Annotated in this window: 12 protein-coding genes; 7 read left to right on the top strand and 5 right to left on the bottom strand. The window is 38.6% G+C overall.

The window, feature by feature from the left end; translation table 11 throughout:
- Positions 1 to 154: 154 nt before the first annotated feature.
- Positions 155 to 568, top strand: coding sequence for an ADP-ribosylation/crystallin J1 (locus AC2G3J_RS16555; protein WP_336953391.1), 414 nt, complete (start codon positions 155 to 157; stop codon positions 566 to 568).
- A 10-nt stretch (positions 569 to 578) separates the two neighbouring features.
- Complete coding sequence (locus tag AC2G3J_RS16550; RefSeq protein ID WP_483770299.1) at positions 579 to 1,205, top strand: FMN-binding negative transcriptional regulator; 627 nt, start codon at positions 579 to 581, stop codon at positions 1,203 to 1,205.
- Positions 1,206 to 1,706: 501 nt separating this feature from the next.
- On the opposite strand, the gene AC2G3J_RS16545 is transcribed toward AC2G3J_RS16550, so the two are convergent.
- The 5 genes from AC2G3J_RS16545 to AC2G3J_RS16525 form a co-directional block, all read right to left on the bottom strand.
- A complete protein-coding gene (locus tag AC2G3J_RS16545) occupies positions 1,707 to 3,488 on the bottom strand; it encodes an acyl-CoA dehydrogenase C-terminal domain-containing protein (protein WP_336953389.1) in 1,782 nt (593 codons plus the stop codon).
- 192 nt (positions 3,489 to 3,680) lie between these two features.
- Entirely contained in the window at positions 3,681 to 5,483 is a 1,803-nt protein-coding gene (locus tag AC2G3J_RS16540; protein WP_336953453.1) for an acyl-CoA dehydrogenase C-terminal domain-containing protein, read from the bottom strand.
- A 337-nt stretch (positions 5,484 to 5,820) separates the two neighbouring features.
- Positions 5,821 to 6,339, bottom strand: a complete 519-nt coding sequence (locus AC2G3J_RS16535) for a hypothetical protein (protein ID WP_483770298.1) — start codon at positions 6,337 to 6,339, stop codon at positions 5,821 to 5,823.
- A 238-nt stretch (positions 6,340 to 6,577) separates the two neighbouring features.
- Positions 6,578 to 8,224, bottom strand: coding sequence for an acyl-CoA synthetase (locus AC2G3J_RS16530; protein ID WP_483770297.1), 1,647 nt, complete (start codon positions 8,222 to 8,224; stop codon positions 6,578 to 6,580).
- Between the two features lie 234 nt (positions 8,225 to 8,458).
- On the bottom strand, positions 8,459 to 9,514 hold the full coding sequence (locus AC2G3J_RS16525; protein WP_336953386.1) for an AraC family transcriptional regulator: 1,056 nt from the start codon (positions 9,512 to 9,514) through the stop codon (positions 8,459 to 8,461).
- A gap of 122 nt (positions 9,515 to 9,636) precedes the next feature.
- Between AC2G3J_RS16525 and AC2G3J_RS16520 the strand changes: the two genes are divergently transcribed.
- From AC2G3J_RS16520 to infC, 5 genes are all read left to right on the top strand, one after another.
- Positions 9,637 to 11,391: a neutral/alkaline non-lysosomal ceramidase N-terminal domain-containing protein gene (locus AC2G3J_RS16520; RefSeq protein ID WP_483770296.1), complete on the top strand. Its 1,755-nt coding sequence runs from the start codon at positions 9,637 to 9,639 to the stop codon at positions 11,389 to 11,391.
- 12 nt (positions 11,392 to 11,403) lie between these two features.
- Positions 11,404 to 12,717, top strand: coding sequence for a D-arabinono-1,4-lactone oxidase (locus tag AC2G3J_RS16515; RefSeq protein ID WP_419328081.1), 1,314 nt, complete (start codon positions 11,404 to 11,406; stop codon positions 12,715 to 12,717).
- Between the two features lie 52 nt (positions 12,718 to 12,769).
- Positions 12,770 to 13,930, top strand: coding sequence for an alanine racemase (locus tag AC2G3J_RS16510; protein ID WP_483770295.1), 1,161 nt, complete (start codon positions 12,770 to 12,772; stop codon positions 13,928 to 13,930).
- Positions 13,931 to 14,149: 219 nt separating this feature from the next.
- A complete protein-coding gene (gene thrS, locus AC2G3J_RS16505) occupies positions 14,150 to 16,072 on the top strand; it encodes a threonine--tRNA ligase (RefSeq protein WP_336953382.1) in 1,923 nt (640 codons plus the stop codon).
- A gap of 5 nt (positions 16,073 to 16,077) precedes the next feature.
- Entirely contained in the window at positions 16,078 to 16,629 is a 552-nt protein-coding gene (infC, locus tag AC2G3J_RS16500; protein WP_336953452.1) for a translation initiation factor IF-3, read from the top strand.
- Positions 16,630 to 16,662 lie beyond the last annotated feature (33 nt).

Raw genomic sequence — 16,662 nt, 5'->3', positions numbered from 1 at the left:
TCTTTATCATTAAACACTATGCAAATTTCATGCACATGAAAAGTGAAGTAAAATGTTTATGGCGAATAAATAACAACTATTTAATTAAGAAATTGATCATTTCACCTGATTAGTCTATAGATAGATTATTTTCAATACAATTAAAGGAATAACAATGTATTTGTACCGACCAATTGGACTTTTTGAATATCAATTGATTGAAAAGAGTGGCTTTAAAAATTTCCCACCAAGATTGTATTGGCAACCTATTTTCTATCCTGTTTTAAATCAGAAGTATGCTGAAAAAATTGCTTTAGATTGGAATACCAAAGATCAAGCAAGTGGTTATATTGGCTATGTCACACGGTTTGAATTGAATGATGAGTATCTGGCTCAGTTTGAAGTACATACGGTTGGTGATGATTTTTGTCAGGAGTTATGGATCCCAGCTGAGCGACTAGACGAGTTTAATCAGCAAATTATAGGGGAAATTGAAGTGGTTAATATTTTTAAAGGTGAAGCTTTTACTGAAAATGCTGAATTACCTGAAATATTTAAAACCAGCCCAGATGGCTCGAAAGAGTATTAGGAAATAAAACATGTATCTTCCTACTCATTTTAAACAAGAGAATCTCCCTGAACTTTTCGATTTAATTGAACAGAATCCATTGGGAAGTTTGATGGTTACTTATGACGGTGAAATTGAAGCGAATCATATTCCTTTTGAATTGGATCGTTCAGCTGGCAAGTCTGGATTGTTACGTGGACATATCGCCAAAGCCAATCCTTTATTTAACTTGTTAGAACAGGTTGAATCGGCTTATGTGATTTTCCATGCTGAGCAAAGTTATATTTCACCGAATTGGTATCCAGGAAAATTTGAGCATCATCGGGAAGTACCGACATGGAATTATCGTGTTGTGCATGTGAAGGGAACAATTCGAAAAATAGATGATGAAAAATATTTGCGGGGTATTTTGGCGCGATTGACACGTCAGCATGAAGCACCACAGGTTGTACCTTGGAAAATGGGGGATGCGCCGAATGATTATATCGAAGAGCAATTAGAAAAAATTGTGGCGATTGAGATTGAAATAGATTCAATCTTAGGGAAATTTAAAGTCAGTCAAAATCGCAGTGCTGTGGATGCCACAAGTGCAGCAAATGCTTTGCAAACCCAAAATCCAGAGATGGCTGAATCAATTCGGAAGTTTTATCCAAAGTAAGATTTTTTGATGCAACTTGATTTATATTGCGGTCAACTTTTATAGCCACACGATATAATTTTTCTTAATTAATATTTTTAATTAAATCAACTGTATGGAAAAATAAAATTGTTTGAGTATAAAAAGCTTGCAATGTCACATCTTACAACCAAAGTTTAAATTGCTTTGCGTAGGCGATGCCAAACCTTGCGCTGCAAACAAAGCAGTGCTTTGTTTTTGCTCATATCCCCCGCCCAATAGCGACATCCATGTCGCTCCACGGTAGCATAATCATCTAGGATTCAAAAGTACAAAATTGAATCGATAATCAACAGTTTCTAAAAGTTCATACAAAAACGTAAATTTCATTTCTGATCAATGACTTGATAGAAATTACTTGTATAAATAATTAGGTGGTTTGACTATAGAACAGTAAATGTTCTAAAAAAAAGCATTAGTTGTAAATAAAAAAACGCCCGAATGATCGGGCGTTTTAATGTCTTATTTCAGTTGATGATGAAATTAAGCCTGATTCGTAAAATAATCTTCGCTGAAATTCATAATAACTTCTGCACCTGCTTTGATTTTAGCAACACGTGCATTTAAATCAGGCAAGAGGCGTTGGATGAAGTAATGAGTCAATGCAAGTTTGTCTTGGTAGAATTGACCTTGCTTATTTTTTGCAGCATTGGCAATACGAGCAAACATATAAGAGAAGCTTAATAACCCAACGACATGTAAATACTCTACTGCCGCAGCATTTGCGAAATCAGCATTTTCTTTTGCCCTTTCTAAAATATGCTGCGTAATCATATCTACTTCAGTTGCAATATCTAAAGTCGCATCTTTAATGAAGTTTAAGTCTGTATCTAGACCATTGGCAAAATCACGGATTTCTTCAATATATTCAGCAATGAATTCACCATTACATTTAATTGTTTTACGACCAATTAAATCTTGTGACTGAACGCCATTGGTGCCTTCATAGATTTGTGCAATACGTAAGTCACGAACACATTGTTCCATGCCCCATTCACGAATATAGCCATGGCCACCAAACACCATTTGCGCGTCAATCGTGGCATTAAAAGCTGTATCCGTTAAATAGGCTTTAGCAATTGGTGTTAATAACGCAACACGATTATTTGCCTTCGCTACAGCTTCAGGATCGGTTGAAAATTTGGTAATGTCGAGTTGTTGACCAACGTAAACAGCAAATGCACGAGAAGCTTCATTGTTGGCACGCGCATTGAGCAACATACGACGCACATCACCATGTACAAGGATGCTGTCAGCAGGTTTGTTTGGTGATTTAACACCTGTTGCACTACGACCTTGTACACGATCAGTCGCATATTGTGCTGCATTTTGGTATGCATATTCAGAAGCACCTAGGCCCTGAATACCCATCGACAAACGTTCGTAATTCATCATCACGAACATCGCTGCTAGTCCTTCATTTTCTTTACCAACAAGGAAGCCTTTGGCTGCATCAAAGTTCATGACACATGTTGCAGACGCTTTGATTCCCATTTTGTGTTCAATTGAACCAGGACCCGCTGTATTACGTTCGCCCAATGAACCATCAGCATTAACAAGGAATTTAGGCACGATAAAGAGTGAGATCCCGCGTGAACCCGCAGGTGCATCAGGTGTTTTTGCTAAAACAAGGTGAATGATGTTGTCAGCAAGATCATGGTCACCACCAGTGATGAAGATTTTAGTACCAGTAATGTTGTACGTACCATCTTGGTTGCGTTCAGCTTTAGTTTTGATAATACCTAAATCTGTACCTGCATGAGGTTCAGTTAAACACATCGTTCCAGACCATTCACCTGAATAGATTTTAGGTAAATAGGTTTCTTTCTGCTCTTGAGATGCATAGCTGTTTAACGCCATACCAGCACCGACAGAGAGAAGCGGGTAGAGCATGAATGATGGATTGGTAGCAAATAACATTTCATCTGCAAGTACAGTCAGCATTTTTGGCATTGCCTGGCCGCCCCATTCCTCTTCAGCACCTAGGCCAATCCAACCGCCTTCAGCATATTGTTGGAATGCTTCTTTAAAACCAGCAGGTGTCGTGACTTTGCCATTTTCATAATGAGCGCCTTCTTCATCACCTGTACGGTTTAAAGGAAGCGTAACATTTTGTGCAAATTTAGCCATTTCTTCTAAAATTGCTTCAGCCGTTGCCGCATCAACATGTGCAAGCTTTTCGTTGGCTTGCCAGAATTGCTCTGCATTGAAAACGTCATTCAGAATGAATTTCATATCTGCAAGTGGCGCATTATAAATTGGCATGTTCGTTCACCTGTTTATTGTTTGAATCTGTAGACTTAGATCAGTTTAACCAACAAACATGTATGTTGTTAGATGGTCTAAGTAAATAACGCTCTATTTATAAAGAAAAAGGACTGCCAAAGCTATGACCGTCCTTTCTCTATTTCTGCACTCTTGAGTACAGTTTTTTAAATGCCTAACTCGACATTCTAATTAGAATGCAAAGTCTTCTGCGTCTAATGACATCAATGGATCTAAGCCACCCGCGATCACGTCAACATGTGAGCGAACACGTGGTAAGATTTTCTTGAAGTAGAAACGCGCAGTCTTAATTTTTGCATTATAGAAGCCAGTTTCAGTAGAACCTTCAGCAAGCTTTTGTTGTGCAACAAGCGCCATGCGAGCCCATAAGAATGCAAGTGTTACATAACCAGAGAAGTATAGGTAGTCAACCGCAGCTGCGCCAACTTCATCCGGGTTTTGCATTGCTTTCATACCGATTTGCATGGTTAAATCACCCCACTCTTTGTTTAGAGCAGCAAGTGGTTCAACAAATTCTTTCAGTTCAGCATTGTCTTTGTTTGCTTCAGCAAATTTATGGATGATCTTGGTGAAGTCTTTCAACATTGCACCTTGCGTACCCAATACTTTACGGCCTAACAAATCAAGTGCTTGGATTTCAGTTGTACCTTCGTATAAGCAAGAGATACGTGTATCACGTACAATTTGCTCCATACCATGTTCAGAAATAAAGCCGTGACCACCAAATACTTGTACACCGTGTTTCGCTGATTCAGAACCTGTTTCAGTTAAGAACGCTTTTGCAATTGGTGTTAATAATGACAAGATGTTGTCAGCAAATTTACGATCTTCTTCAGTGACACCTTGCTCTACGATATCTGCATATTGAGATAAGAAGTAAACCAATGCACGACCACCTTCAGCAAATGCCTTTTGCGTCATCAACATGTTACGTACAGCTGGGTGAACAATGATTGGATCAGCTTCTTTCTCTGGTGCTTTAGGACCAGAAAGTGAACGCATTGCTAAACGATCTTTCGCATATGCAAGTGCGCCTTGGAAAGATGATTCAGATGCTGTTAAACCTTGAACAGCAGTACCAATACGTGCAGTGTTCATAAAGGTAAACATTGCATGTAAACCACGGTTTTCAGGTCCAATCAAGAAACCTTTTGCGTTATCAAAATTGATCACACACGTTGCGTTACCGTGGATACCCATTTTGTGTTCAATTGAACCACAACGAACTGCATTACGGTCTGCAATAGAACCATCTGCATTTACATTGAACTTAGGTACGATGAATAACGAGATACCTTTAGTACCTTTAGGAGCACCTGGTAAACGCGCCAAGACGATGTGAACGATGTTCTCCGCCATATCGTGTTCACCAGCAGAGATAAAGATTTTCTCGCCAGAGATTGCATAGCTACCATCTGCTTGTGGCTCAGCTTTAGAGCGGATAATTCCTAAGTCAGAACCTGCATGAGATTCTGTTAAGCACATAGTACCAGTCCACTCACCTGAAACAAGTTTAGGTAAATATGTTGCTTTTTGCTCAGCAGAACCATGATGCTCAATCGTACGAACCGCACCATGTGAAAGACCTGGGTACATACCCCACGCCCAGTTTGCCGCACCCACCATTTCAGAAATAGCTGTTGCTAAAGAACCCGGTAAACCTTGACCGCCATGCTCTTCTGGAACTGAAAGAGAAGGGAAGCCTAATTCTACATATTTGTCATAGGCTGCTTTAAAGCCTGTAGGTGTGGTGACTACACCATCATTCCATTTACAGCCTTCACTGTCACCGATTTGGTTAAGTGGAGATAATTCATTTTCACAGAAATCCGCGCCAGCTTCTAAATATTGATCAATCAATTCACGGCTTACGGTTTCTTGGAATGCAGGGAGTTTCGCGTAATGTTCTTCAGCATTTAATAACTCATGCAAAACGAAGTGCATATCACGTAAGGGTGCTTTGTATTGTGGCATATCGGTTTCCTCAATACTGGTTAAACCAGATTTATAATCTTCATAAATACGACGTGTGTCTTCTATGACACATATTTGTTCCGCTACATCGTGCAACATCTTATAGTGACGTACAAGTATTTCATGGTTAATTCTCTGTGACTGTAAAGTCAAAGAAAAAAGGCTTGAAAGCTGTAAGTATATTGAGTGTAAACACTTTTCATTGAAAAATAAGGATACAAATAGTCAAAATCGTAAAAACTTGTGTCCAATAAAATGCCAGTCAAAATATGCCTCTCAATGATTTAAACCAATAGACGAATTGCATGTTTTGTTGATGGTGATATTTTTATGGCAATCATTGACTCCAAAGCCGATCCACAATGTCTTCTACCGAATATTCAAAGTATCGTCCTGCTTGATCTTTATTACGTTGAAACAATTGATGTTTAAATGCTTTAAAATTGAGTTTTAAAAAGTTATAAAAATACCCGCCTGAGAAAATGGTACGGAGGTAAAAAGCATTGATGAAATCATTTGCGTGTTGAGTATTAAAATCTGAGCTTTTAATCCGCTGGATAATTTCAGTAAGTTCTTGTTTTGAAATATTGTGGATGATTTTAGGCTCAGGTAGGCAAATATCAAAGCTTAAATTTTCAATACCTTCGGCTTCCCACCACTCCCAAAGTTCATATTGAGAAATGTCTTTACTGGTAATTTCTGTAAGTGTTTCACTGAGTTTTTGATATTCAAGCGAGTCTTCATCACCAAACTCATCGCAATAGTCTATGTAATTGGTAATCAATTCGAGCACAGTTAGATAAAGTTGTTGTGCTGTTTCAAAATCGGGTTCTATTTCTGTACGAAGTTTATTCATCGTTTATTATGTTTAAATGATCAAAAAGTTTTAATGATGCTATCAATAAGCGACAAGAAAAGCATAATTTCTAAAATGAAGTCGAGAAATGAGAAATTAAAGTTTTAAGCCCATTTTTACCAATTTATTTTATTCTTTCAGCAATTTACCTCTCTCTCCAGGATGACCTTCTAAATAAAAACAGTCGTTTATTTTTACTGGGAAGAGGAGGGTAAATTGGATGATTCAAACGGGTAGGCTAATTAAACTCGCCCACTGAGCGCTCTTTTGCCCAGTCACGTAAGATAAATTTTTGCAATTTACCTGTCGATGTTTTTGGAATCTCACAAATCACTACACTTTTAGGGACTTTAAAGCGTGCCAAATGCTGTTTACAGAATTCAATCACCTCTTCAGGGGTGGTCTCTGCACCTTGTTTAAGTTCTATAAAGGCACAAGGAACTTCTTGCCAACGCGGATCGGGTTGCGCAACCACTGCCGCTGTCATAATTGCAGGATGAGTATAAAGAACCTCTTCAACCTCTAAAGATGAGATATTTTCACCACCTGAAATAATGATGTCTTTTGAACGGTCCATAATTTTTGCATAACCATCAGGTTGGCAAACCGCTAAATCACCGGTATGAAACCAGCCACCTTTAAAGACTTCTTCTGTGGCTTTAGTATTTTTTAAATAGCCTTTCATGACGATGTTGCCACGGAACATAATTTCTCCCATGGTCTTGCCGTCATTAGGCACAGGTTGCATCGTTTCAGCATCCAACACACGCATACCATCTTGTAATGGATAAGGTACACCTTGGCGCGAGTGTAGTTGAGCTTGTTCTTGAATAGACAGTTCACTCCAACCTGCTTGAGAGGCACATAATGCAGAAGGGCCATAAGTTTCAGTGAGACCATAGACATGATTGACTTGAATGCCGATATGATGCATTCCTTCAATAATTGCCGCAGGAGGTGCAGCCCCAGCCACCATTACTTCTACATGATGTTTAAATTTAATTTGTTGCTCTTTTGGAGTGTTGATCAACATTGAAAGGACAATCGGTGCACCACAGAAATAGTCAACTTTGTATTGATCAATGAGTTGATTAACCAACTTAGGATCAATTTTACGTAAACAGATATTGGTACCGCCATTGGCGGCAACAGTCCAAGCAAAACACCACCCATTGCAATGGAATAGCGGAAGTGTCCATAAATATTTACAACGTGGCGTCATACCGCAGGCAATGATATTACTGGCAGCATTGATATAAGCACCACGATGGTGATAAACCACTCCTTTTGGATTGCCTGTGGTCCCTGAGGTATAATTTAGACTAATCGCATCCCATTCATCCTGAGGTAAATGCCACTCAAAATCTGCATTGCCACCTTTTAGCCATTCCTCATATTCAATTTGACCAATACGCGCTGTAGCCTCATTATTTTCGTATTCCTCATCTGCAACATCAATGATATAGATTTGTTGATCAATAAGCGCTACAGCTTCTTTAGCTAAAGCCGCAAACTCTGGATCAACCAATAGGACTTTGGTTTCAGCATGTCCTAACATAAATGCAATGGTTTTGGCATCTAAACGAGTATTGAGGGTATTTAAAACAGCGCCAGCCATGGGTACTGCAAAATGTGCTTCGACCATCGCAGGAATATTGGGTAAAAGAACAGAAACAGTATCGTTTTTTTGAATCCCAAGATTTTGTAATTGATGGGCAAATTGACGACAACGGGTATAGGTATCACGCCAAGAGATATGACGAGCGCCATGTACAATCGCATCTTGATTTGGATAAATGTAGGCTGCACGTTCTAGATAACGTAAAGGTGATAATGCTACAAAGTTTGCAGGGGTACGTGGTAATTGATCATAGGCACTAACCATGTTTAGCTCCATCTATATTTGTTCTAATTTCCGTGTTTAAAAGATATGCATAAGCCTGTAAGAATTCATTTAGGCTTTAGTCGAGTATTTCAGCTAAATATGCATCGTTAGACATCTTTACCATTGTTTAAATATTTTGTAATATTTAATTTATTGAATTAAATTAATATTTTGGACATTTGATGTAAATATTAATCCTGATTTTATTGAGAATCTTATTTAAAATCTCATCATTTAAATACGAATAACTGAACCCATCAGTTTCGCTTTTTTGTATTCCGTTGGCGAAGATCCAGTCCATTTTTTAAATGCACGACGAAATTCCCTTAACTCACTAAAACCAAGATTGAAACTGATTTCACTAATCGATTGATTTTCTTCAATCCACTGTTTGGCTTTTTTTTCTAACACCAGTTGCTTTAATAACTGAAAATTTAGCCCCTCATTGAGTAGTAAACGCCGTAAATGACGTTCGCTAAAATGAAAATATTGCGCTGCTAGTTGCATATCAAAGCGTTCAGGTAGATGGCTTTCAATCAAATGTGCTAATACCTTTGCCAAACTGTGCTGATTCATTTGATCAAATTGTTTTAAAGCTTGATCACAAATCAGAATTGCGCTTTGATAATTGACAGGGCTATAGTTTTTGAGTCTTCTCGACAAGAGTGTTTTGTTAAATCTGATAATATTTTTAGTCGATTTAAAATAAATCGGGCAATTGAAAATTCTTTTATAATCATTGAGGTATGCTGAATGATCGTAGCTAAGTTCCAGACTCACCAACTCATAGCTATCGTCTAGCATCATATTGACACAGGTAATAATACTGGCAAATACTTCATCACAGAAAAATGCTTTTAGCTCACCACAGTTACTTCGCTCAGAAAGTTCAATTTCACAATAATCATCAACAAGATTGACGGTTAAATCTAACACACTACCTGAAATGGGATGATAGTGCAGTGCGGTCTCCAATGCTTCAGCTACTGTTTTGCAGGCTTGCATGGCAAAGCCCAAAATACCAATTGAAATCTGACCTTCACTACTGCCCAGCAATAAACCTAAATTTTGTTGCTGAGTATCTTTAACTGCGAGATGAATAACCTCACATAGTTCTGAAAAACCAACAAAACCATGCCCTTGGCGAATTTTTTCCAAATCTAAATTTTGTGCTGTAAACCAAATGTCATATTGCCAGTGTCGTTGTTCGGCATAATGAATCAAACTCGTCAATATCATTGGTGGAATATAAAATTGAGAATTGGCAATTTCCTTTTGCTGCAAGCTCATAAAGTCCGCTTCGCCCCCCATATTATTGTTGCTTTTACCCTAGTTGGTATCGCATATTTTTGATTAAGATTCAATCTACTTCTCGTGTTCGCTGATATAAAAAAGATAAAGGATGATCGCATATGTTTATGGTGGGGTGGGATAAGCAAGAAATAAACATTCAGCCGCAAGGTTATGCCATGTTTGGTTATGGTATGTGGTCGCATCGTGCTTATGAAAAGCGTACAGCTTTGTTTGCTCGATCATTTAGTATTCGTAGTTTAGCTTTAGAACAGCCGATTATTTTTTGTTGTCTGGATTTTGGTTGTATTACATATGCGATAAGAAGCGGCGTTGTTGAGCGCTTAAAGCAAAAATTTACAGACCAATTTAATGAACAGCATTTGGTATTGATGGCAACGCATACTCACTCTGGGCCAGGCGGTTGTGCGTATGAAGCGTTATATAATATGCCGACTCCGGGTTTTGTAGCAGAGCATCTCGAAACTGTGGTTAATGCGGTCATGCTCAGTATTTCCAATGCTATAGGCACAGAGAAAGAAACTGAAATTCGTTATCAATGTTGTCAATTTCCTCACGATATTCCTGTGGCATGGAATAGATCCTTGCAGGCTTATAATCGTAACCCAGATGTGATTCAAAGAACCGAAGCAGAAACTCATCTCGCCTTAAACCGTGAAATGCAATTAATAGGTTTTTATCGGGACGATCAATTATGTTCTTTTATTTCATTATTTGGGGTGCATGCAACATGTTTGAGTAGCCAACTCAAAGCACATGATGGTGATAATAAAGGCTATGCTTCGGCATTAAGTGAGCAATACTTATTAACACAAGGCATTCAACAACCTGTTGCAATTTTTGCACAAGCAACAGCAGGTGATGTATCGCCACATTTTCATGGTCCTAAACAAGATGCGACTCGCAAGAAAGTTAAGGGTGAAAAAGAATATCAATATGCTGAGCAAAATGGGCGTTTTCAAAGTGAAATTGCGCTTAAAGCACTGACTACACCGATTGAAAAAAATACCAACATAGTAATGGAAGCATGTTTACTCCAAGGTGGTATCGATGCTGTTTTATCCTATGTAGATCTGAGTCAAGTTGATGTGCCAAGTGAATTTAGTCAGGGGATCCAAGGGGCTAAAACCAGTGCAGCTTGTCATGGTGTCGGCTTCTTTGGGGGAACGCCTATAGATGGTAAGGGGACACCTAAAGCGATTCTTAAAGTGATGTCTTTACTGGCTAAGCGAGTACGTAAGCAACGTTTAGTAAACTCGAATTCTCCACATTACAGCAAATATAAAGCACTCTATGACTCACAATTCCCGAAAGAGATTGTTTTAGAAAGTCCTGACAATCAGTTGTTGGGTCAACATTTAGATTTTCCCCCAAGTATTTTTGATCCTTTAATTGCAGAAATGAATCGCCAAGTCAAAGCTGGTGCCATTCAAGATAGCCCACTGGTTCCGAGTGTTATTCCGCTACAGATAATCCAAATTGGTCAATTGGCCTTGATTTGTTGCCCCGGAGAAATAACTACAACAGCAGGGCAACGAGTGATTCAGACTGTGACAAAACAGTTTGCAATCTATCGGGGTATTTCAAAGGTTGGTTTGGTGTCTTATTGCAATGATTATATGGGCTATATCACCACCAATGAAGAATATCAGCAACAAGCTTATGAAGGTGCACATACCTTATATGGCCAATGGACACATGCTGCAATTCAGTACAAATTTTGGCAATTAGCAGCGCAGTTAGATCTAGATAAATCTCAACGCGAATATGATCAAGTCACACGCCCATCAACGATTCCACTACACGAAATAGAAAAAAGAACAAATCACGGCAATTTAAAAACTGCTGTACGCTAAAGGATGAGCATTATGAATCAGTTGATTAATCAAGCACCAAACAAGCACAAATCAAATCAGCAAAAATGGAACAATTGGTCGGGCTATCAACAGTCTCACCCTGAGCTGATTTTAAAGCCTGATAGTCTTGACGAGTTAAAACACATTGTCGAAACCCAAGCAAAGATTCGGGTGGTGGGAGCAGGTCATTCATTTACACCTTTGGTGTGTACTGATGCAACATTGCTGTCTTTGGATGGTCTTTCTGGTGTGGATCAAGTCAATACTGAATTTGCTCAAGCCAGTATTTGGGCGGGAACACGATTATTTAATTTAGGGCAATATTTAGAACCGATGCAACAGTCATTAATGCAACAGGGTGATATTGACCAGCAAAGTTTAGCTGGTGCTGTTTCAACAGGAACCCATGGTACTGGCATAGGCTTATATTGCATTTCCGGTTATGTACAAGCATTTGAATTACTCACAGCATCAGGAGAAACACTTCATTGTAATCACCATGAAAATCCAGATATTTTTGCTGCAGGACGAGTGTCTTTAGGGAGTTTAGGGATTTTGACTAAAATCACCATGCAAAATAAACCACGTTATAAACTCAAAGAGCAAGTTAGACTGTGCGCGGTCCAAGACTTTATTCAAAATATTGACCAATGGAAAGCACAATATCGGCATATTGAGTGTTTTGCATTTTCTCATGCAGATAAGTTGATTTTAAAAACCTTAGATATTACTGAAGATGAGATTCAACCAAGAACTGAATCATGGCCATCTGAAGATACGTTATTAACCTTATGTTGCGAGTTAACCAAATCTTTTCCGGCATTGAATCCAAAACTACAAAAGCTCTTAGGCGTTTTTATTAAGCCAAGCACATTTGTTGATTGGTCAGGCAAGATTTTCCCGACACCGCGTGAAACGAAATTTAATGAAATGGAATATCAGGTTCCAGTTGAATTGGGTGTGGAATGTTTGCAAGCTGTTCTAGCAGCGCTAAAAAACTCAAAAATACAAACCTTTTTCCCTGTAGAGTTTCGATTTGTCAAAGGTGATGATATTTGGTTGAGTCCGTTTTATCAGCGGGACTCTATTTCCATCTCAGTACACCAATATCATAAGCAAGCACCTAGACAATTATTTGATGAAGTTGAGTCGATTTTGCAACATTATCAGGGACGACCACATTGGGGGAAAATGCATAGTATGACAGCAACACAACTTCAGACCTTATACCCTAAGTGGGATGCCTTTATGCAGTTGCGAGAACGACTTGATCCAAGCGGAAAGTTTTTAAATCCTTATTTAGAAAAGCTATTCTTATCTGAATAATGGATAAAATTAAGTGAATGGGTAAAACTAAAATAGACCATAAAGATAGACTATGAACAACTTTTTTGAGCAATTAAATCGTGATTTAAAACAGTCAAATGGTGCATTACCTCGATTAATTGTTGATGATCAGGCGCTTGAACAAAATCTACAGTACGTTGCCAAAAAGCTTAAATACGCTAGCCATTTGCAACCACGCCTCGTGGTAAAGTCTTTGGCATGCTTAGCATTATTAAAAAACATTAGTCTAAAGCTTTCGACTCAACGATTTATGCTATTTCACATGCCACAGCTTCCCCCCATCCTTGAGAACTTTTCGGATGCAGATGTATTGTTTGGGAAACCGATGCCTGTGAGTATAGTTCAGCATTTTTATGCGATGAATCAAAATTGCAGACAAGCCGATATACAATGGTTAATTGATTCTAAAGCACGTTTATTACAATATCTTGATGTTGCAAAACAGTTTAGTTTAAAGCTTAAAATCAATATTGAAATTGATGTGGGTTTACATCGCGGTGGTGTTCGTTCTGATTTTGCACTGATCGAAATATTAAGATTGATTGAGCAACATCCTGAGTATTTAGCACTTGCTGGCTTGATGGGGTATGATGCTCATGTGACGAAGCTGCCTTCAGTGATTAAAAAGATTGATGTTGCCTATCGAGAGTCACAAGACATTTATCAAAATTATAAAAATATTATTCAACAGCAATTTCCACATTTATGGCGAGCTAATCTTTGTTTTAACGGTGGCGGTAGCCCTACATTTTACCTCCACGTGGAGCAAAGTGTCTGTAATGATCTTTCTTTTGGCTCTATGTTACTCAAACCAAGTGACTTTGACAGTGATGGTTTAAGTGTTTTACAAGCTGCACTATGGATTTCAACCCCTGTTTTAAAAGTGCTGCCATTTACCCAGTTACCTGGATTAGCCGTTTTAGATAAATTACCACATAGCTCTAAAGCCTTATTTGTGTATGGTGGATATTGGATGGCCCATTATGTTTATCCGCGGGGGATTCATCCGCATGCACTTTATGGGCGAAGTACCAATCAAGAAATGGTTAATGTGCCTAAAAATACTGAAATAGCTGTTGATGATTTTGTATTTTTAAGACCCACGCAAAGCGAAGCGATTATTCCTCAATTTCATAAATTATATTGTTATAAAAATCGAGATTTTGAAGCGTGGGAAACCTTTAGAGAGTAATTTGCTAAAAAGGGAGAGTCGATGGATAATCAAAAGTACAATTTAAATCAGAATAAAGAATAATTTTAAGACAAAGGTTTATAAATATGCTGTAAAGGTGTAAAATTTGACACACTTTTATTTTGTTCCACCGATTTTATCTTGAGGATTTTCCTCGATCATAATCTCGCGGTGACATGCTCCATTGTACGGGGCATCACTCCTTAAGGATTTTTAAATATGCCTATTATCACATTGCCAAATGGCGATCAAAAAAGTTTTGATCAAGCTGTTTCCGTTATGGAAGTTGCTCAAAGTATTGGACCTGGACTGGCTAAAAATACAGTTGCTGGGAAAGTAAATGGTCGCTTAGTCGATGCAAGTGATTTAATTACCGAAGACTCAACCTTACAAATCATTACTCCAAAAGATCAAGACGGTGTAGAAATTATTCGTCACTCTTGTGCACATTTGGTGGGTCATGCGGTAAAACAACTCTTCCCTGAAGCAAAAATGGTGATTGGCCCTGTCATTGAAGAAGGTTTCTACTATGACATCTGGATGCCCCGTCCATTTACTTTAGATGATATGGCTGCAATCGAAGCGCGCATGAAAAAGCTCATCGATCAGGATTATGATGTCATTAAAAAAATGACACCTCGTGATGATGTGATTGCTGAATTCACTGCACGTGGTGAAGATTATAAGTTACGTTTGATTGCTGACATGCCTGAAGAAACTCAAATGGGCTTATACTATCATCAAGATTATTTAGATATGTGTCGTGGTCCACACGTACCGAATACCAAATTTTTAAAATCATTCAAATTGACTAAAATCTCTGGCGCATATTGGCGCGGTGATGCGAAGAATGAACAATTACAGCGTATTTATGGTACTGCTTGGGCAGACAAAAAAGAATTAGCAGCTTATATCAAGCGCATTGAAGAAGCTGAAAAGCGTGATCATCGTAAAATTGGTAAAGCTTTAGATTTATTCCATATGCAAGAAGAAGCGCCAGGTATGGTGTTTTGGCATGCCAATGGTTGGACGATCTACCAAGTGCTTGAACAATACATGCGTAAAGTTCAACAAGACAATGGCTACCAAGAGATTAAAACACCACAAATTGTAGACTTCACTTTGTGGGAAAAATCGGGTCATGCTGCCAACTATGCAGAAAATATGTTTACGACACATTCAGAAAGTCGTAACTATGCGGTAAAACCAATGAACTGCCCATGTCACGTTCAAGTGTTTAACCAAGGTTTAAAATCTTACCGTGATCTTCCAATTCGTTTGGCAGAGTTTGGTTCATGTCACCGAAATGAGCCATCAGGTTCGTTACACGGGATTATGCGTGTACGCGGCTTTACTCAAGATGATGCACATATTTTCTGTACAACTGAACAAATTGGTAAAGAAGTTGCAGACTTTATTAAACTGACTTTAGATGTTTATAAAGATTTTGGCTTTGAAGAAGTACAAATGAAATTGTCTACACGTCCTGAAAAACGTGTGGGTGCTGATGAACTTTGGGATGTTGCAGAAAAATCTTTAGCAGATGCTTTAGATGCTGCAAATCTTAAATGGGAAGAACAACCTGGTGAAGGTGCTTTCTACGGTCCAAAGATTGAATTTTCATTAAAAGACTGTTTAGGACGTATCTGGCAGTGCGGTACAATCCAGTGTGATTTTAACTTACCGTTACGTTTAGACGCTTCATATGTAACAGAAGATAACGATCGTGACCATCCTGTGATGTTACATCGTGCAATTCTTGGCAGTTTTGAACGTTTTATTGGTATACTAATTGAACACTACGCAGGCTTTATGCCACCATGGTTGGCTCCAATCCAAACATGTGTCATGAATATTACGGATTCTCAAGCGCAAGCTTGTGAGCAAGTCGTCGCAAAACTCAAAGAAAATGGAATTCGAGCAATTTCAGACTTGAGAAATGAGAAAATCGGCTTTAAGATTCGTGAGCGTACACTAGAGCGTATTCCATACTTATTGGTACTTGGAGATCGAGAAGTAGAGGAAGGGACTGTGAATGTTCGTACTCGCTCTGGAAAAAATTTAGGTACTATGTCAATAGACGCATTTATTGACCTAGTGAAAGCAGCCGTAGCCGAACGCGGCCGGTATATTGTGGAGTAAGAAAGATTAAACAGCCTGACCGTAACCAACAACAAGGTGCTAAAAGTAATCGTCCTGCATTAAATGATGAGATCAAAGCGAAAGATGTGCGTCTCGTTGCTGCAGATGGAGAGCAAAAAGGTATCGTTTCACTTGCTGAAGCTTTGCGTGCTGCTGAAGAGGTTGATCTTGATCTTGTTGAGATCGTGGCGAATGCAGAGCCACCTGTTTGTAAAATCATGGATTTCAACAAACATTTATTTGATCTGAAGCAAAAGCAAAAAGATGCGAAAAAGAAACAGCATCAAGTTCAAGTGAAAGAAATCAAGTTGCGCCCTGGTACAGACATTGGTGATTACAATGTTAAGTTGCGTGCTATTCTGAAGTTTCTTGAAGAAGGCAACAAAGTCAAAATTACTCTACGTTTCCGTGGTCGTGAAATGGCTCACCAACAGTTGGGTCTTGCACAATTGCAAAAAATTGAAGCAGACGTAGCAGAGTTTGGTATTGTTGAACAAGCACCAAAAATGGAAGGCCGTCAAATGGGTATGTTACTTGGACCTAAAAAGAAAAAGTAATTATTCATCTGTTAAAAAAGCACTGCATTAAGC

The sequence above is a fragment of the Acinetobacter legionensis genome, assembly GCF_057165765.1.
The sequence above is the reverse complement of the archived record's forward strand: the minus strand, read 5'-3'. Positions and strand labels throughout refer to the sequence as shown.